The sequence below is a fragment of the Rhodoferax sp. GW821-FHT10B06 genome (assembly GCF_059415605.1).
The window spans coordinates 34,576-52,739 of record NZ_JBWKNO010000006.1 but is presented as its reverse complement, the minus strand read 5'-3'; the positions used below and the strand labels follow the sequence as shown (position 1 = coordinate 52,739).

General features: G+C 58.7%; 14 protein-coding genes. 11 read left to right on the top strand and 3 right to left on the bottom strand.

Going from position 1 to position 18,164, the window contains the following annotated elements; genetic code table 11:
- Positions 1-57 precede the first annotated feature (57 nt).
- From AC07O2_RS11480 to gshA, 4 genes are all read left to right on the top strand, one after another.
- Positions 58-1,362, top strand: a complete 1,305-nt coding sequence (locus AC07O2_RS11480) for an efflux RND transporter periplasmic adaptor subunit (protein WP_495075872.1) — start codon at positions 58-60, stop codon at positions 1,360-1,362.
- A gap of 14 nt (positions 1,363-1,376) precedes the next feature.
- A complete protein-coding gene (locus AC07O2_RS11475) occupies positions 1,377-4,526 on the top strand; it encodes an efflux RND transporter permease subunit (protein WP_495075871.1) in 3,150 nt (1,049 codons plus the stop codon).
- Positions 4,519-5,973, top strand: a complete 1,455-nt coding sequence (locus AC07O2_RS11470; protein ID WP_495075870.1) for an efflux transporter outer membrane subunit — start codon at positions 4,519-4,521, stop codon at positions 5,971-5,973. The genes AC07O2_RS11475 and AC07O2_RS11470 overlap by 8 nt, the downstream gene beginning before the upstream one ends.
- 341 nt (positions 5,974-6,314) lie before the next feature.
- Positions 6,315-7,901: a glutamate--cysteine ligase gene (gshA, locus tag AC07O2_RS11465; protein ID WP_495075869.1), complete on the top strand. Its 1,587-nt coding sequence runs from the start codon at positions 6,315-6,317 to the stop codon at positions 7,899-7,901.
- A gap of 78 nt (positions 7,902-7,979) precedes the next feature.
- Here the strand turns inward: gshA and AC07O2_RS11460 are convergent, their stop codons facing one another.
- Entirely contained in the window at positions 7,980-8,474 is a 495-nt protein-coding gene (locus AC07O2_RS11460) for an META domain-containing protein (protein ID WP_495075868.1), read from the bottom strand.
- Positions 8,475-8,833: 359 nt separating this feature from the next.
- Between AC07O2_RS11460 and garD the strand changes: the two genes are divergently transcribed.
- Positions 8,834-10,396: a galactarate dehydratase gene (gene garD, locus AC07O2_RS11455; RefSeq protein WP_495075867.1), complete on the top strand. Its 1,563-nt coding sequence runs from the start codon at positions 8,834-8,836 to the stop codon at positions 10,394-10,396.
- Positions 10,397-10,469: 73 nt separating this feature from the next.
- Here the strand turns inward: garD and AC07O2_RS11450 are convergent, their stop codons facing one another.
- Positions 10,470-10,898, bottom strand: a complete 429-nt coding sequence (locus AC07O2_RS11450) for a ComEA family DNA-binding protein (RefSeq protein ID WP_495075866.1) — start codon at positions 10,896-10,898, stop codon at positions 10,470-10,472.
- Positions 10,899-11,081: 183 nt separating this feature from the next.
- Here AC07O2_RS11450 and AC07O2_RS11445 point away from each other — a divergent pair, with 183 nt between their 5' ends.
- Positions 11,082-12,089, top strand: coding sequence for an NAD-dependent epimerase (locus AC07O2_RS11445; protein ID WP_495075865.1), 1,008 nt, complete (start codon positions 11,082-11,084; stop codon positions 12,087-12,089).
- 3 nt (positions 12,090-12,092) lie between these two features.
- Here the strand turns inward: AC07O2_RS11445 and AC07O2_RS11440 are convergent, their stop codons facing one another.
- A complete protein-coding gene (locus AC07O2_RS11440; RefSeq protein ID WP_495075864.1) occupies positions 12,093-12,566 on the bottom strand; it encodes a low molecular weight protein-tyrosine-phosphatase in 474 nt (157 codons plus the stop codon).
- Between the two features lie 324 nt (positions 12,567-12,890).
- On the opposite strand from AC07O2_RS11440, the gene AC07O2_RS11435 reads away from it, so the two are divergent.
- From AC07O2_RS11435 to pepA, 5 genes are all read left to right on the top strand, one after another.
- Positions 12,891-13,616: an ABC transporter ATP-binding protein gene (locus AC07O2_RS11435; RefSeq protein ID WP_495075863.1), complete on the top strand. Its 726-nt coding sequence runs from the start codon at positions 12,891-12,893 to the stop codon at positions 13,614-13,616.
- Positions 13,613-15,013, top strand: a complete 1,401-nt coding sequence (locus AC07O2_RS11430) for an ABC transporter permease (protein WP_495075862.1) — start codon at positions 13,613-13,615, stop codon at positions 15,011-15,013. The genes AC07O2_RS11435 and AC07O2_RS11430 overlap by 4 nt, the downstream gene beginning before the upstream one ends.
- Positions 15,014-15,032: 19 nt before the next feature.
- Entirely contained in the window at positions 15,033-15,803 is a 771-nt protein-coding gene (locus AC07O2_RS11425; RefSeq protein ID WP_495075861.1) for an outer membrane lipoprotein-sorting protein, read from the top strand.
- A 4-nt stretch (positions 15,804-15,807) separates the two neighbouring features.
- Complete coding sequence (locus AC07O2_RS11420; RefSeq protein ID WP_495075860.1) at positions 15,808-17,085, top strand: hypothetical protein; 1,278 nt, start codon at positions 15,808-15,810, stop codon at positions 17,083-17,085.
- Between the two features lie 191 nt (positions 17,086-17,276).
- Positions 17,277-18,143, top strand: coding sequence for a flocculation-associated PEP-CTERM protein PepA (pepA, locus tag AC07O2_RS11415; RefSeq protein ID WP_495075859.1), 867 nt, complete (start codon positions 17,277-17,279; stop codon positions 18,141-18,143).
- Positions 18,144-18,164: the final 21 nt, after the last annotated feature.

Sequence of the window (18,164 nt, the reverse complement as noted above, 5' to 3'; positions counted from 1 at the left end):
AACAAACATACGTGAATGTATGTGATACTACACCATCCAATTAAACCATCTATGTCTATGTCCATCGCATCTCCTCGCGCTTCATCGACCGACAACCGCAACGCCCGCTTTGCGCGCCGGCGTTGGATATCCCCATTTTTGTTGGCGGCCCTGCCTTTGGCGCTGGTGGCTTGCGGCAAGTCCACCGGTGCGGCGGGCGGTCCGGGTGGCGCGATGCCGCCGCCCGAGGTGTCCGTGGTCACGGTGCAGGCCCAGGCCCATTCGGTTGAGCTGGAATATGTAGGTCAGACCGCTGGTTCGCGTGAAACCGAGGTGCGTGCGCGTGTGGCCGGTATTTTGGAAAAGCGTTTGTACGAAGAAGGTTCGCTGGTCAAGGCCGGCACGCCCTTGTTCCAGATCGATCCTGGTACCTTCCAGACCCAGGTTGCGTCGGCAGAGGCCAATGTGGCTGTAGCCCAGGCCAAGGTCAACCAGGCCCGCCGCGACCAGGCCCGCCTGGCCCCGCTGGCGGCTGAAAAAGCCATCAGCCAAAAAGAATTTGATGACAGCAAGTCGACCCTGGAATCCGCCGAAGCGTCGCTGAAGCAGGCCCAGGCCCAGGCCAACGAAGCCCGCCTGAACCTGGGTTACACCAAGGTGGTGGCCCCCATCAGCGGCACCACCGGCACGGCATCCAAGTCGGATGGCGCCCTGGTGTCGGCCAGCGACAGCCTGCTGACCACGATCGTGCAAACCAACCCGATGTATGTGAACTTCAGCGTATCGGAAAGCGATTTGCTGCGCATGACCAAGCAAGTGAGTACGGGCCAGCTTAGCGTGCCCGGCCAACGCTCGGCCAACGGCAGCCTGGGCTTTACCGTCAATGTGAAGCAGGCCGATGGCAGCATCTTCCCACGCGCCGGCAAACTCAATTTCGCCAGCGAAAAGGTGAATCCGCAAACCGGCAGCTTTGACGCCCGTGCCGAGATCCCTAACCCCGATGGCAGCTTGCGCCCCGGCCAGTTCGTGCGCGTGCTGCTCAGCGGCGCCAGCCGTCCGAACTCCATCACTGTGCCACAGCGCGCGGTGATCGACAGCCCCATGGGCAAGATGGTGTTCACCGTGTCGCCGGACGACAAGCTGGTACCCCACCCGGTGGAGCTGGACGGCTGGAGCAAGGGCGAATGGATCGTCACCAAGGGCTTGCAAAGCGGCGACCGCGTACTGGTCGAAGGCTTCATCAAAGCCCATGAGCCCGGCATGACTGTGAAGCCTGTGCCCTATGTGGCCAAGGCCGCCAACGGTCAGCCTGCTGCCGCGCCTGCTTCCGCAGAAAAACCACCTGCAGCGCCCGCCAGTGCTGCGCAAGCTGCTTCGAAATAAGGAGCAACTGACCCATGTTTTCCAAGTTCTTTATTGACCGTCCGATCTTCGCGACGGTGCTATCGCTGTTCCTGGTGCTTGCCGGGTTGGCGGCCATGCGTGTGCTGCCGATCTCGCGCTACCCGGAAATTTCGCCACCGGTGGTGAGCGTCAGTGCGGTCTACCCCGGTGCTTCGGCCGAAGTGCTGGAAACCACCGTGGCTGCACCTATCGAGCAGGCCATCAACGGCGTCGAGAAGATGCTCTACATGAGCTCCACCTCGTCCGGTGACGGCGCGGTGTCCATCAGCATCACTTTCGACGTCGGTACCGACCTGGACATCGCCGCGGTGAACGTGAACAACCGCGTGAACCAGGTGCTGAGCAAGCTGCCGCAAGAGGTGCAGCGCCAGGGCGTGACCGTGGCCAAGAGCTCGGCCAGTTTCATGACGGTGGCGGCGATCTACTCGCCCGACGACCGCTATGACGCGCTGTACATCTCCAACTACGTGACGCAAAACGTGCTGGACGCCATCAAGCGCGTGCCCGGTACCACCAATGTGCAGATCTTCGGTGCCAAGGACTACGCCATGCGTATCTGGCTGCGCCCGGACCGCATGGCCCAGCTGGGCATCACGGTGGGTGATATTTCTGGCGCCATCACCGAGCAGAACGCGCAGTACGCGGCAGGCAAGATCGGCGCGCCGCCGAACAATACCGAAGAGCTGACGCTCACGGTCACCGCCAAGGGCCGCTTGCTGGAGCCGGAGGACTTTGCCAACATCGTGGTGCGTAGCGGCGCCAATGGTGCCATTGTTCGCGTCAAGGACGTGGCACGTGTTGAGCTGGGTGCCAAGGACTACAACTTCTACGGCCGCGTGAACGGCCACCCCACGGTGCCTGTCGGTATCTTCTTGCAGACCGGCGCGAATGCGCTGGAAACCCGTGAAGCGGTGGAAAAAACCCTGCAGGAGCTCAAGGCCAAGTTTCCTGAAGGCCTGACCTACTCCACCCCCTACGACACCACGCCTTTCGTGACGGAGTCCATCCACGAAGTGCTGAAGACCCTGGCGGAAGCCATGGTGCTGGTGTTCATCGTGGTGTATGTGTTCCTGCAAAGCTGGCGCGCCACCATCATCCCGACGCTGGCCGTGCCGGTGTCGCTGATTGGCACCATGGCGGGTCTGCATCTGCTGGGCTACAGCATCAACACGCTGACCCTGTTCGGCATGGTGCTGGCCATCGGTATCGTGGTGGATGACGCCATCGTGGTGCTGGAAAACGTCGAGCGCCTGATGCATGAAGAGGGTATGACGCCGCGCGAAGCCGCGATTGAAGCCATGCGTGAAGTGACCGGCCCGGTGGTCGCCATCGTGCTGGTGCTGTGCGCGGCCTTTATTCCAGTGGCCTTCCTGGGCGGCTTGGCGGGCGAGTTGTACCGCCAATTCTCGGTGACCATCACCATCGCCGTCTGCCTGTCTGGCATTGTGGCGTTGACCTTGACGCCGGCACTCTGCGCCGTGCTGCTCAAGCCGGGTGCCGAGCGCAAGAACAAGGTATTTACCTGGTTCAACAAGAGCTTCAGCAACCTGACCCACCGCTATACCAAGGGTGTGGCCTTCTTCCTGAAGCGTGGCGTGCTGGGTCTGGTGTTGTTCGTTGCCATGGGCGCGCTGACCGGCGTGCTGTTCAAGCTCGTGCCCAGCAGCCTGGTGCCGGACGAAGACCAGGGCTACTACATTGCCGCGGTCATCCTGCCGGAAGGCTCGTCGCTGGACCGTACCAACCAGGTGGTCAAGCAGGTCGAAGCCGCCGTGGGCGGTAACAAGAACATCGACACCACGTTCAGCCTGGTGGGCTTGAACTTCCTGGGTGGCGGCGGCTTGAAGTCGTCGGCGGCCACCATGTTCTTCCCGCTGAAGCCTTGGGCCGAGCGTGACCAGTCCGCCCAACAATTGGTGGGCGAGTACTACATGAAGACGGGCGGCATCAAGGAAGGTTTGCCGCTGGCCTTCGGCCCTCCGGCGATCCAGGGCCTGGGCCAGACCGGTGGTTTCGAGTTCTACATGCAGAACAAGGGTGACGGTGGTGTGCGCCGCCTGGCCCAGTTGCTGCCAGCCCTGCTGGAAGAAGCCAACAAGCAGCCCGAGCTGCAAGGCGTGAAGACGCTGTGGCAAGCCAACTCGCCCCAGCTGTTTGTGAGCGTGGATACCGAAAAGGCGCGCTCCATGGGCATCGCCGTGGCCGACATCTACAACACGCTGGCGGCCACGCTGGGCAGCTATTACGTGAACGACTTCAACAAGAGCGGCCGTATCTACCAGGTACTGATGCAGGCTGAGGGTCAGTTCCGCTCCAAGCCAGATGATATTGGCGCGCTGTATGTGCGTTCCAACGCCGGCAAGATGATCCAGCTGCGCTCGGTGGCGGACGTGAAGTTCGTAGCCGGTCCTGAGTCCGTGCAGCATTTCAACGCGCTGCCGTCGATCCAGATACTGGGCGATCCCAAGCCCGGTTTCAGCTCGGGCCAGGCGATTGCCGCCATGGAACGCGCTGCCAACAAGGTGCTGCCTTCTGACGTGGGTTTCGACTGGGGCGGTACCGCGTTCCAGCAAAAGCGTAGCAGCGGCGCGGCGGGCCTGGCCATTGGCGCGGGCTTTGTGATGATCTTCTTGATCTTGGCCGCGCAGTATGAAAAGTGGTCGCTGCCGTTCTCGGTGCTGTTGGCTCTGCCCTTCGGTATCTTCGGTGCCTTGGTGGCGGTGTACTTGCGCAACCATGCGAACGACGTGTACTTCCAGATCGGTTTGGTCACGCTGCTGGGGCTATCGGCGAAGAACGCTATTCTGATCGTGGAGTTCGCGATGATGAAGGTGCACGACGGCATGACGCCAGTGGCTGCGGCCCTGGAAGCCGCACGCTTGCGCTTCCGGCCCATCATCATGACCTCGCTGGCCTTTATTCTGGGCGTGGTGCCCTTGGCCATCTCCACCGGCGCTGGCGCGGCAGCGCGCCAGTCCATTGGTACGGGCGTGGTCGGCGGCATGATTGCGGCGACCTTCCTGGCGGTGTTCCTGGTGCCGCTGTTCTTTAAATTGGTGAACGACTGGAACTTCCGCAGCAATCCGGAAGACTTCGACAGCGTGAACAAACCCGCCCACGGCGAAGGAGCGGCCCATGTTTAAGCGCATGCCTAAATTTGCTATAACTCTGATAGCGGCTGGCGTACTGTCTGCCTGCGGTATTGCACCTGTTGGCCCTGACTACAAACGGCCTGAGCTGGATGTGCCCGCCACGCTGTCGGTGAACGGCACAGCCACCAATGTGGACTGGCTGAGTTGGTGGAAGGGCTTCCAGGACCCGGTGCTGGACAGCTTGCTGCAGGAAGCCTCCAGCAACAGCCAGGACCTGGCCCTGGCCACGGCCCGTATCGCCGAAGCCCGTGCCACTGTGGACCAGAACTTGTCCAACTTCTACCCGACGGTGGACCTGAATGCCAGTGCCACGCGCCGGCGTGCCAGCGAGAATTCAGCCAGCTTTTCCACCCCCGGTGCAGACCCGCATTCGAATGACCGCCAGCTGGGCCTGACCGCCAGCTACGAGATCGACTTCTGGGGCCGGTATGCACGTGCCGACGAGGCCGCGCGGGCCCGCCTGCTCAGCCAGGCCGCCAGCCGCGGAACGGTGCTGACCTCGCTGTACGCCAACGTGGCGCAAAGCTACTTTGCACTGCGCGGACTGGATGCGCAAACAACGCTGGCCGAACAAACCCTGGCCACCCGGCAAGAGAACCTGCGCTTGCAAAAGCGCCGCTTCGACGCCGGTGTGATCGGCGAGCTGGACATGCGCCAAGCCGAGTCCGAAGCCGCCAGCATCGAAGCCACGCTGCAACAGACCCGCCAAAGCCGCAGCAATGCCGAGTCGGCCCTGGCCGTGTTGTTGGGCCGCAAGCCCAGCGACATCGTGCATCCGGTGCTGGCACGTGGTGCGGAACTGGGCAAGCTATACGCCGCCCAGCCGATTCCTGCGGACCTGCCGTCCGACGTGCTGACACGCCGGCCCGACGTGGTCAGCGCCGAGCAAAGCCTGATTGCGGCCAATGCCGACATCGGCCAGGCCCGCGCTGCCTACTTCCCCAAGTTCAGCTTGACGGCAAGCTTGGGCCAGCAGTCGAAAGACATGTCGACCCTGTTCGATCCGGCATCTTTGTTCTGGAGCCTGGTGGGCAATTTGACCCAGCCCATTTTCCGTGGCGGTGCGCTGAAAGCGGTGGAAGCCGCCGCCAATGCGCGCCAGCAGCAGGCCGTGGCAACGTACACGCAGACGGTGCAAAACGCCTTCCGCGATGTCCATGACGCCTTGAACAACGTGTCTACCGGCAACGAGATCACCGCCACCACGGCCAAGCGCATCGCGGCATTGCGCGATACCTTGCGCCTGGCGGACCTGCGCTACAAGGGCGGCTATTCCAGCTATCTGGATGTGCTGAATGCGCAGCGCGATCTGATGCAAGCCGAGTCCGGCCTGATCGACGCGCAACGCACCCAGCTGAACGCGGTGGTCAGCCTGTACAAGGCTCTCGGCGGCGGCTGGGATGCCAGCAGCCTGGTGGCCCAAGGCACCCAGCCCTGAGCCCCCGCTGGGCGGCCTGTTTGCCTACGGGCAGCAGCTTGTCTTGAAGCATCAAAATAGCACCCAGCGCAGATAATATCTGTACTGGGTGCTATTTTATTTGTAGCAATGCGGAGGTGCTGGTGTGCTTGCTGCATCCATGCACAGAGATGGCTTAGGCGTTCAGCCTGCCCTCCATAGGCCGCTGGGGCCGAGGTTGTCTCTGGTGGCCATGCAGGCTGCAGCCGCCTGTGATACCTTCCGTGCCCAGTTCAGAATAGATTTACGCTTGATTGACGTAGCAGCCGAGGCCGCAGGCCGCCACCGGGTGCTGCGTGAGTCCTCTTACGGATACCCACGACATGCCCAGTTTGCCCACACCGTCCCACGCCGCCTTGCTGGAGCGCCTGCAGGCACTCGCGCCCGAACGGCTTCAGGGCATACGCCGTGGGCTGGAGAAGGAAAGCCTGCGCGCTCAACCCGGCGGCAGCCTGGCATTGACGCCGCATCCTGCTGCACTGGGCTCGGCGCTCACGCATCCGCACATCACCACCGACTTCAGCGAGTCGCAGGTTGAGCTGATCACCGGCGTGCATGCCGGTGTGGAGGCCTGCCTGGACGAGCTCACCGAGGTGCACCAGTTCACCTACCGCGCCATGCAGGCCGTGGGCGACGAGATGCTGTGGGTGTCCAGCATGCCCTGCGGTCTGCCCACCGACGAGACCATTCCCATTGGCCGCTACGGCAGCTCGAATGTGGGCCGCGCCAAGAGCGTGTACCGCATGGGCCTGGGCCACCGCTACGGCCGGCGCATGCAGACCATCTCTGGCATCCACTACAACTGGTCGTTGCCGGGCGTGTCCAGCGAGGAGTATTTCGGGCTGATCCGCAACTTTCGCCGCCATGCCTTTCTGCTGCTGTACCTGTTCGGCGCCTCGCCTGCCGTGTGCTCCAGCTTTGTGGCCGGCCGCCAGCACGAGTTGCAGCAGCTCAATGAGCGCACCATGTACATGCCGCACGGCACTTCGTTGCGCATGGGTCGCCTGGGTTACCAGAGCGATGCCCAGGCTTCGCTGGCTGTCAGTTACAACAGCCTGGAAGGTTATGGCGCGTCCCTGCAAGAAGCGCTGACCCGCCCGTACCCGGCCTACAAGGCGGTGGGCGTGCGCGGTACCGGCGGCGATTACAACCAGCTGGCCACCAGCCTGCTGCAGATCGAGAACGAGTTTTACGGCACCATCCGCCCCAAGCGCGTCATTCACCCCGGAGAGCGTCCGCTGCACGCGCTGCGTGAGCGCGGCGTGGAGTATGTGGAAGTGCGCCTGCTGGACCTGGACCCGTTCGTGCCCGTGGGCATCACCGCGCAGACCATGCGTTTCATCGATGTATTCCTGCTGCACTGCCTGCTGTCCGACAGCCCGCCCGACAGCCCGCAGGAAATTACCGAGCTGGCCCACAACCAGCACCGCGTGGCGGCCCGTGGCCGTGAACCTGGCTTGACCCTGGAGCGCGCTGGCGCAGAAGTGTCGTTGACCGCCTGGGGCCAGGATCTGGTGGCCGCCTGTCGCCCGATTGCTGCCGCGCTGGACGCCACCCATGGCGGCCGCCTGTACACCGAGGCGCTGGATGCTGCCGACGCGGCCCTGGTTGATCCCAGCCTGCTGTCGTCTGCACGCGTGCTGGCCGCCATGCAAAGCGGTCACGGTGGTGCCTTTGTGCCGTTCATTGCCGAGCAGTCGCAACGCACCCGCAAGACGCTGCTGGATTTGCCGTTCAGCGCCGAGCAGCAAGTCCGTTTTGAGGCCATGGCCGTGCAGTCCGTCCAGGCCCAGAAAGATATAGAAGCGGCCGACACCATGCCCTTCGACGTCTATTTGCCGCAGTACCTTTCCGCCGAGCGGCTGGAAGTGAAACACCGCCGTACGCCCGCAGCCGTGCAGTCCGCCTGATTCTTGGTGTTTGATGAAATAGGCCGCCAGCGCAGAATTTGACTGCGCTGGTGGCTATCAAATATGTAGCATTTCGAGTCAGGGCTTGGGTGTGCCAGTCCATACCAGGGTCTGGCCCTGGCTGGATACCAGCCGCAGGACCGGCGGGCTGCCTGCTGCCAGCAGCAATTGCAAAGGTTGGGCGAGCAGGGCGCTGATGGCTTTGTCTGCTTCCATCAGCGGCGCTTCGCAGCCCTTGCGCGTGCCCATCAGCGGGCCCACCTCCAGCATGCCTGCATCCAGCGTCCGGTAGTTGCCGCCCAGGCCATTGCAGCCACCGCTTACCGCCATGCGGTCGGCCATGAATTCCATGACAAAGCGGCGGTCAGCGCGCGGGAACAGTACCGCCATGGCCTGGCCTTGTCCGTCACTGGCCGAGTCCAGCGTCCATCGAAAATCCTGCAGCTGGCTGGCGGTGGGCGGGCTGGCGTGGGGCATGGCCGGGGCGTTGGCCTTGGTCGCGCAGGCAGTCAGCGCGCCACCGAAAACCAGGAAACAGGCGATGGCCAGCAGGCCGGCAGAACGGTTCAACATATAAAAATTTCTCCTGCGTATTTTGAAATGGCAGCTTGCCATGGTAGGCCTTTTGCCTGACTTGCAGCTTGGGCAATCGTTTTCCTTGGGCTGCTTAAATTTTAGGCGTTGCAAGCTTTGTCTTTATAAAACAAACACTTAGCTGCCCCATACAGCGGATTTCCAAACTTATCCACAAGTTTGTCCAGTGCCGACGGGTAAAACTTTGTGGGCGGTTATGGCGTGCCGCTACGCGTTTCTCCAGCTTGACGCCGCGGCGGGCTTGGGGCATCATTCCTGGGTGTTGTCTGACAACTGATGACACTCCAGATTCCAATGTTCCCACGCGCCCGCACCGCCTCACTTTAAGGACCGCCCGTATGACTTCCTCCACCCCGCTGACCATTTCCATGCATCCGCGGGATAACGTGGCCATCGTGGCGAACGACGGTGGTTTGCCCGCGGGCACCGTGCTGCCCAGCGGCCTGGTGCTGCGCGACAAGGTGCCGCAGGGCCACAAAGTCAACCTGGTAGACCTGGCCGCCGACGCGCCCGTGTTGCGTTACAACGTGGTTATTGGCTATGCGGAGCGCGATATCCCGGCCGGCAGCTGGGTCCATGAGCGCCTGCTGAAAATGCCTGCAGCCCGCGAGCTGGAAGGCCTGCCCATGCCCGGCGATGCCGGGGTGGTGCCGCCCCCCGTGCTGCCGCCGCTGGAGGGCTATACCTTTGAGGGCTACCGCAACGCCGATGGTTCGGTGGGTAGCCGCAACATCCTGGCCATTACCACCACAGTGCAGTGCGTGGCCGGTGTGCTGGACTTTGCCGTCAAGCGCATCAAGTCCGACCTGTTGCCACGTTATCCGCATGTGGACGACGTGGTGGGGCTGGAACACACCTACGGCTGCGGCGTCGCCATCGACGCGCCCGATGCCATCATTCCTATCCGTACCCTGCGCAACATCAGCCTAAACCCGAATTTTGGCGGCGAGGTGATGGTGCTGAGCCTGGGCTGCGAGAAGCTGCAGCCCGAGCGTCTGCTACCGCCGGGCGTGATCCCGATCGAAGACCAGCGCGACGCTGCATTAGACGTGGTCTGCCTGCAGGCTGAGGAAAACGTGGGTTTCATGTCCATGATCGACGCCATCCTGCGCCAGGCCGAGGTGCATCTGAAGCGGCTCAACCTGCGCCGCCGCGAGGTCGTGCCTGCGTCCGAGCTGGTGGTGGGCGTGCAGTGTGGCGGCAGCGACGCTTTCTCGGGCGTGACGGCTAACCCGGCCGTGGGCTTTGCCACCGATCTGTTGGTGCGTGCGGGCGCCACCGTGATGTTTTCCGAAACCACCGAAGTGCGTGACGGCATTGCCCAGCTGACCTCACGCGCCAGCAGCACCGAGGTGGCTGATGCCATGGTGCGCGAGATGGCCTGGTACGACAACTACCTGCAAAAAGGCCGGGTGGACCGTAGCGCCAACACCACGCCGGGCAATAAGCTGGGCGGTTTGTCGAATATCGTTGAGAAGGCCATGGGCTCCATCGTCAAGTCCGGCAGCGCGCCGATCTCGGGTGTGCTGTCGCCCGGTGAGAAGCTGAAGCAAAAAGGTCTGGTCTATGCCGCGACCCCGGCCAGTGACTTCATCTGCGGCACACTGCAACTGGCTGCCGGTATGAACGTACATATTTTCACCACCGGCCGAGGAACGCCCTACGGTCTGGCCGAGGTGCCGGTCATCAAGGTGGCCACACGCACGGACCTGGCACGCCGCTGGCATGACCTGATGGACGTCAATGCCGGCCGTATAGCCGACGGATCGGCCACCATCGAGGACGTGGGCTGGGAGCTGTTCCACCTGATGTTGGCGGTGGCCAGCGGCAAGAAAACCTGGGCGGAGCAGTGGGGTCTGCAAAATTCGCTGGTGTTGTTCAACCCGGCGCCAGTGACCTGAGCTGGGGCTAGCCCAGCGCGGGGGCCATGAAAAAACCCGCCGAAGCGGGTTTGGGAGGAGGGAGCTGGGTTGCCTATTTCTTGGCGGCGCTGGCAGCTGCTGCGGGTTTGTCGGCGGCGGCGTCAGCCTTGGCTTTTTTCGCATCGGCCTTGGCCTTCTTGGCATCGGCTTTTGCATCCGATGCTGCTGGCGCGGCGGCTGCGGCTGGTGCTGCCTTGGCGGCGGGAGCAGCTGCACCATTGAATGTGCTGCCATTGACGGTCAGGCCGCCGGCAGAAAACTTGGCGGCGTTTTTGTCGCCTATGCCTTTGACACGCTCGATCAAGTCGTTCCAGTCCTTGAACTCGCCTTTTTTGCGTTCATCCAGGATCTTGCTGGAAATGCCCGGGCCTATGCCTTTGACACCGTCGAGATCGGCCACGCTTGCCTTGTTTACGTCCACCGCGGCGAAAGCCAGGGCTGCAGTCAGCATGGCCAGAATGGCCAGAATCTTCTTCAACATAGGTTTTTCCTTTAAGTTCATGAGCGCCGCATGCCAACGCGGCAGAAGCGTTCAATAGCCAGCATACAACGGCAGGCAGAGGTTTGGGGTTGACGTGCCGTACTCACCGGTGCTCCTGGTCGAACGCAGCAGTAACACAGGCTAAGATAGCCCCTCACAAGCATAGAGCAGAAGGATTGGGTCATGAAAATATTGGTCACGGGGGCGGCAGGTTTCATTGGTATGACTGCGTCGCTGAAGCTGTTGGCGCGCGGAGATGAGGTCGTCGGCCTGGACAATCTGAATGACTATTACGATGTCAATCTGAAGCACAACCGCCTGAAGCGCCTGACGCCACAGAGCAACTTTCGCTTTGTGCAGATGGACGTTGCCGACCGTGCAGGCATAGCCGATTTATTCGCCCGCGAGAAGTTTGACCGCGTCATCCACCTTGCTGCCCAGGCGGGTGTGCGTTATTCCCTGCAGAACCCGCTGGCCTATGTAGACAGCAACTTGGTGGGTTTCATCAATATTCTGGAAGGATGCCGTCATAGCAAGGTCCAGCATCTGGTGTATGCGTCCAGCTCCAGTGTGTACGGTGGCAACACCAAGATGCCATTTTCCGAGCATGACAGCGTGGACCACCCTGTCAGCCTGTACGCCGCAACCAAGAAGGCCAATGAGCTGATGGCGCATACCTATAGCCATCTATACGGCTTGCCTACCACGGGCCTGCGGTTTTTCACGGTCTATGGTCCGTGGGGCCGGCCCGACATGGCTTTGTTTCTGTTTACCAAGGCGATCATGGAAGGGCGCCCGATCGATGTCTTCAACCATGGCAACATGCAGCGGGACTTCACCTATGTAGACGATATCGTCGAAGGTGTGGTGCGTGTGTTGGATCGTGTGGCTGCTCCCAATCCGGATTACGACGCTGTATTGGCCGACCCCGCCACAAGCAACGCACCTTACCGCGTGTTCAATATCGGCAATAACAATCCTGTTCGTTTGCTGGACTTCATCGGTTGCATTGAAGACGCACTGGGTAAGAAGGCCGAGAAGCGTCTATTGCCGCTGCAAGACGGTGACGTACCAGAAACCTATGCCAATACCGACGCACTGCAGGACTGGGTGGGATTTGTGCCGGGTACCAGTGTGCAGACTGGTATCGGCAACTTTGTCGCCTGGTACCGCGATTACTATAAAGTTTGAAACTTATCGGATGAGGCTTTGGCAGTGCGCAACCACGCCGCGCGCGCCAGCCTCGCAGAGATCCAGCACTCGCTCGAAACCTTGGGCATTGCCAAAATACGGGTCTGGTACTTCATCTGTATCCGTCTTGCGTGCATACGCCATAAAGCACTGAACCTTGTGCGTCAGGTGGCCGGGGCATATCTGTCGCAAATCAGCCAGATTGGACTGGTCCATCGCCAGTATCAATTCATAGGTATTGAAGTCACTTTCCGTGACTTTGCGTGAACGGTCCTTGCCGGCCGCATAGCCGCGGGCAGACAGCGCATTTTTGGCACGTCCGTCCATTTTTTCGCTGATGCGGCCTGCGTGGGTGCCTGCCGAGTCCACCCGCAACTTGCGTTTCAGTCCCGCATCTTCGGCAAATTTGAGCAAGACGCTTTGCGCCATGGGCGAACGGCAGATATTGGCCTTGCAGACTATCAATATTTTGAGCATCGGACGATACTGTAACGGTGCAATTTCGATGGGGCTGAAAATGGGCTGAAACCAACCGTGGTACGCCACCAGAGGCCCTGGCGCGATGGACTGTGCGCACTGCATGTTACCCATTATCTGAGCGGCGATTTCATCCTTCCAGGCTGCTTGTGTGCTAACGCCATATCTTGGTCAACGCGGCGTCCAACAGGCAGTATTTCGATGTCTGCATATGGTGGGTTATCTTGACCTTGATTGTGGGTACGACGTACCCTGGCGTGGTGATAATGGGCGCCCGTAGCCAAGCGTGGATGAGTGGCCTGCAACCGTAGGAACGAGGGATACATGACAGAAGAAACCTTGAGTCAGCAGCCAGTGGCAATGCTTACGCAAGTCGAGAAAACCTACAGGCTCGATTCGGTGAGCGTCCCCGTCATCAAAGGTATCGATGTGATGGTGCGATCAGCATGTTTTACGGTGCTGATGGGGCCATCCGGGAGCGGGAAGACCACTTTGCTCAACATGATCGGTTGCATCGATAGACCGGACAAGGGCGAAATTCTCGTGTCGGACTGCAAGGTGGGTGAGCTGAGCGACGATGCTTTGTCTGACTTTCGCGCCAAGAACATCGGCTTCATTTTCCAGAACTTCAATCTGCTTCCGGTGTTGAGTGCCTACGAGAATATCGAATATCCGTTGCTACTGGCGGGGGTGTCTGCCAAAACGCGCGGTACCCGTGTACCCAAGTTGTTAGAGGCGGTGGGTTTGGAAGATCGGGCCAAGAACCTGCCAGGCCAGTTGTCTGGCGGCCAGCGGCAGCGCGTGGCCATCGCCCGGGCTTTGGCCCGCAAACCCAAATTGGTCATTGCCGATGAGCCTACGGCAAATCTGGACAGCCAGACGGGGGCTGCCATTTTGTCTTTGATGCGCCGTATGGTGGACCGCTACCAGATCTCTTTTATTTTTTCGTCCCACGATCCAGAAGTTATCAAAGCGGCGGATGACACTATTTTTCTGCACGATGGTGTGATCCGTGACGTTCAGCGCAAGAACATGGGTGCGTCAAAATGAGAAGAACCCTGAATCTGGCTCTGCGCAATTTGCTGCGCAACCGGCGTCGCTCTCTTGCTACTTTGGTCGCGATGTCGATTGGCTGTGCTGCCATTTTGTTGTTTGGTGGCTTCAGCGGCAACATCAATTACGAGATGCACACCCGCATCGTGCAGCGGGGCGGGCACTTGCAGATCCAGCACCGCGACTTTTATCTCTATGGCAGCGGGAATCCCACCGACTACGGCATCAGTGACTACGCCAAAATTTTGACTGATATTCAGCAGGATGAAGTGCTACGCAAAATGGTACTGGTCGCCACGCCAACCTTGCAGTTCGGCGGCATTGCCGGCAACTATGCAGCCAGTGTTTCTCGTACTGTGATTGGAACAGGGTTTGTCGCCGAAGATATCAACCGCATGCGGCAATGGAATGATTTTGGCCTGCGTTCCAAGGCTCCAATTTCGACCCTGGAGGGGACGGCGTTGGACTCTGCTGTGGTGGGGGTCGGGGTTGCAAGGGTGTTGCAGTTATGTGATGCCTTGAAGGTTGAGCACTGCCCCAAGCCGGATAAGAAGCGATCAGGGGACGGCGAGGCCGTGCCGGACGATATCGCTCAGCTCAGCATGCAGGAGTCAAAAGCTGTCTCCAGCGCTAGCAATTCCAGCCCGCGCAGGGTTGAAGTGCTCTTGGTGAATTCCAGAGGTGCGCCCAATGTAACTTCTCTGGAGGTGGTTCGGGCCGAAGACCAGGGTGTCAAGGAGCTGGACGAAATCGCTCTCATCATGCACCTGGCAAAAATTCAGCAATTGGTATACGGCAAATCTGCTCCCAAAGTGACTTCCATCATTCTTCAGTTAAGACACTCCGATCAGATACCCGCAGCCGTAGCGCGCCTGGAGCCCATATTGGCAAAGTATTCCAGCAGCCAACCATTGGCGGTGCTCGACTTCCGCATGTTGAATCCGTTCTATGTGCAAACGGTGCAAATGTTTGACACCATATTCGGTTTTGTTTTTTTGCTGATTGGTGCGATTGTTTTATTTACTGTCAGTAACACCATGAATACCGCTGTGGTTGAGCGCACGGTAGAAATTGGGACCTTGCGCGCAATTGGTTTGCGACGTGCTGGCATCCGGGGGCTGTTTGTCACAGAAGGGGCTTTGCTTGGTGTGTGTGGTGCAGTTTTGGGTGTCGTACTGGCTTTGGTGATTTCGGCAATCATTAATCGGCTGGATATTCCTTGGGTTCCACCTAGTACGGTAGAGCCGGTACCGCTGACCATTTTGGTAGCTGGAGAGCTGAAAATGATCGTTGGCACGACTTTGGGCCTGATTGGCATCGCCATACTATCTGCTTGGTGGCCTGCTTACCGAGCAGCACAACTCAAGATCGTAGAAGCATTGCGCCACGTTTGAATTCATCAAGGCAGTCATCATGAAGTCACTACGCATATTCCTATACTTTTGTGTGCTGTGCACTACTTCGGCTTGGGCCGCACCATCGGCGGAGGAGATACTTGTCGCCAGTGATGCTATCCGCAATCCTGGCCGTGCATTCAGTGTCACTGTTACGCTGACGGAGTTTCAGGGCGGTAAGCAAGCAGACAGCAGCACCTTGACCAGTTACTCGTTGAACCAGCATCAGGGGGGGCAATTCTCTAGCCTGATACGCTTTGTTTTACCTGCTCGTGATGCTGGTAAGTTGATGCTTAAAAGCGGCAACGATATGTGGTTTTATGACCCTAGCAGTAAAGCCAGTGTTCGCCTGTCTCCTCAGCAGCGGTTATTGGGACAGGCATCCAATGGTGATGTAGCTACCGTTAATTTGGCCAAAGATTACAAGGCAACGCTTGCTGGCGAAGAGGAAGTTCAGGATGGTGAAAAGCATATGCGCAAGGCGTATAAATTGGCTTTGACTGCAGCAACTCCCGAAGTGACATATGCCAGCATAGAAATGTGGGTGGATAAGGAAAATAACCGACCTATCAAGGGGCGGTTCTATGCCGAATCCTCTCGGCTGCTTAAAACGGTTTATTACCGGAGGTTCCAACCGCAGCTAGGTGCCGAGCGACCAACGGAGAGTGTGATCATTGACGGGCTGGATCCCCAATCCGTGACGCTCATGCGTTTTTCTGATTACAAAGCCCGTAACATCCCTGAAAGTTGGATGCAAAGAGATTTTCTGCCCCGTTTTCAACCTGATTAATCCGATGACTATCGTTTCTCGTTCCATTTTTTTGTCGGCTGTCACGCTGTTAATGATGCAGCCCCTGCCATCTTTGAGTGCAAGTGGTGCCGAGGTAGATGCACTTAATCTCGAAAGCGATATGAGTGCCGCAGCCGAGGGCACTCGGGACACCAAGCTTTTTGTTGAGGGCGCAGTTGGCAATGCTAGCCAGCGGTATAAGTCGAGCAGTGTGAACACATCTCGCGCGTCTATCGACTTTACCCATACGGAGCGTCTTGCCCCAGGCTGGCGGGGTGTGATCTCTGACCGGTTCGATCAAATTCATCCCAGGGATGCGGGTCTTGATGAGAGCGTCAACAGCTTGCGTGAGGCTTATATAAGCTGGCAGTCGGATGACGGAGGGGTAATCGCAGAAGCTGGGCGCATTAATTTGCGCTATGGGCCTAGCTATGGCTACAACCCAACAGATTTTTTCCGCGATGGTAGCTTGCGTGCGGTAACCACTGCCGATCCTTTCGCTCTGCGAGAGAATCGGTTGGGCACTGTCATGCTGAGGGCGCAAAGCCTATGGGCTGGCGGCTCTTTGTCTGTTGCATTTGCTCCCAAGATGGCAGACAACCCTAGTCAGGACACCTGGAGCCTAGACCTTGGGTCTACCAATAATCGGGATAGGGCTTTAGTGGTGCTCGGGAGTCAATTTTCTCAGCGGGTAAGTAGTCAATTCTTCGTCTATAAGCAAGATGGTCTTTCGTCTGCTCTGGGGGCTAATTTGACAGCTTTGTTGTCGGACGCTGCCGTGGCGCATTTGGAGTGGTCGCGCAGTAAGGAGTCTGATTTATTGAGCCGTGTTGCGGGTCTGCCAACCAGTACTTCAACACGTAACCGATTTGCGGGTGGGGCAACTTACACCACGTTGAGTAAGTTGTCCGTAACCGCCGAATATGAATATAACGGCTTCGCACCCGACAAGCCTGACTGGTCTGCACCAGGAATGGGGGGGGCTTTGGCCCAACAAGCCTATCTAAGCGAATCTTTGCGATTGCAAGAACTTGCTTCTCGTCAAGCCTACTTGGTTTACGTAACGCAAAAGGGCCTTTTTCTCAAGGACTTGGATTTGACAGCTTACCTGCGGGTCAACATGGGCGATAGCAGCCGACTTGCTTGGCTGGAATTGCGACACCATTGGGCTAAGTTTGATTTGACGTTTCAATTACAGCAGAACATGGGGCGTACAGGTAGTGACTTCGGAAGCCTGCCGGACCGTCGAGCCATGCAAGTCTTGGGTACCTACTTTTTCTAGCTTCTGCGGCTTGAGCCTATGAGGCGTCCTGTCGGAAAATCTTACACATTGATGTTGAAAAGCTGCATTTTGTTTTATAAGTCATTGATTCTTATGGTTTTTTTGTGATTGGCATACTGCGTGCTTTAAGTAATCAACGGTCGATTCCGCAGTGGACCAGACTGTTTAACTTTCACTCTAAGGGGTACATCATGAAATTTTCAATGCCAAAAGTCTCCGCTGCAGCAATGGCGGCTGGTGTTGTGCTCGCATTGAGCGCAGGTTCTGCGTCTGCGGTCCCAACATTCACTATCGATAGCAGCGCGATCATTGGCGGTGCAACTGCGTTGAAAACTGGCGACAAGTTTTCTGGCACGTCGTCGGAACTTCTGCACACCACCGCAACTGGTCACACCGGTTCCGGTTGGCTGCAAGTTAGCACGCTGGATTTGCTGGGTTCGCCAGTAAAAGGTTTTGGTAGCGTGCTCGGCTCCTACGGTTTGTATGTGACTTTTGATCTGGTTGATACTTATGTGGGTGGCGGCAGTGGTGTAAATACTCCGAACAGCGTTAACCAATTGACCCTGCTGAATTTCAAGGTGTGGGCTGATCCGTCGAACAACAACTCGTTCACTGCAGCAAGCGCCGCTGGAACTGGTACTGAAGCAAGCGTTTCTGGTACTGGTGACGACATCCTGTTGGGCTATGGTTCTTTATTGAACGGCGTGACCGGTTTTAACAGCCTGGGTGGTGCATATGTCAATGCTGTTAATACCTTTGCTCTGTGCACGGGTGCTGGCACTGCAGAAATTGGCGCAACCGCGATACCTTCTGCAGATTGCACCAGCGGAACTGGCAAGAGTTTCTTTGTTGATCCTGATCCGTTTTACACATTTGCCTTCACGGAGATGAATAACACGACTCAGGGCCTTACAAGCAATGGCAATTTGGTTGCTATTACTCAAGCTACAGGTGCTGTTGACTTCAACAGCGTGCCTGAGCCAGGCTCACTAGCATTGTTTGGTGTAGGTTTGGCTGGTTTGGCTGCATCCGCAAGCCGCCGCAAGTCTGCCAAGTAAGGTAAATGTCTTCTATTCAAA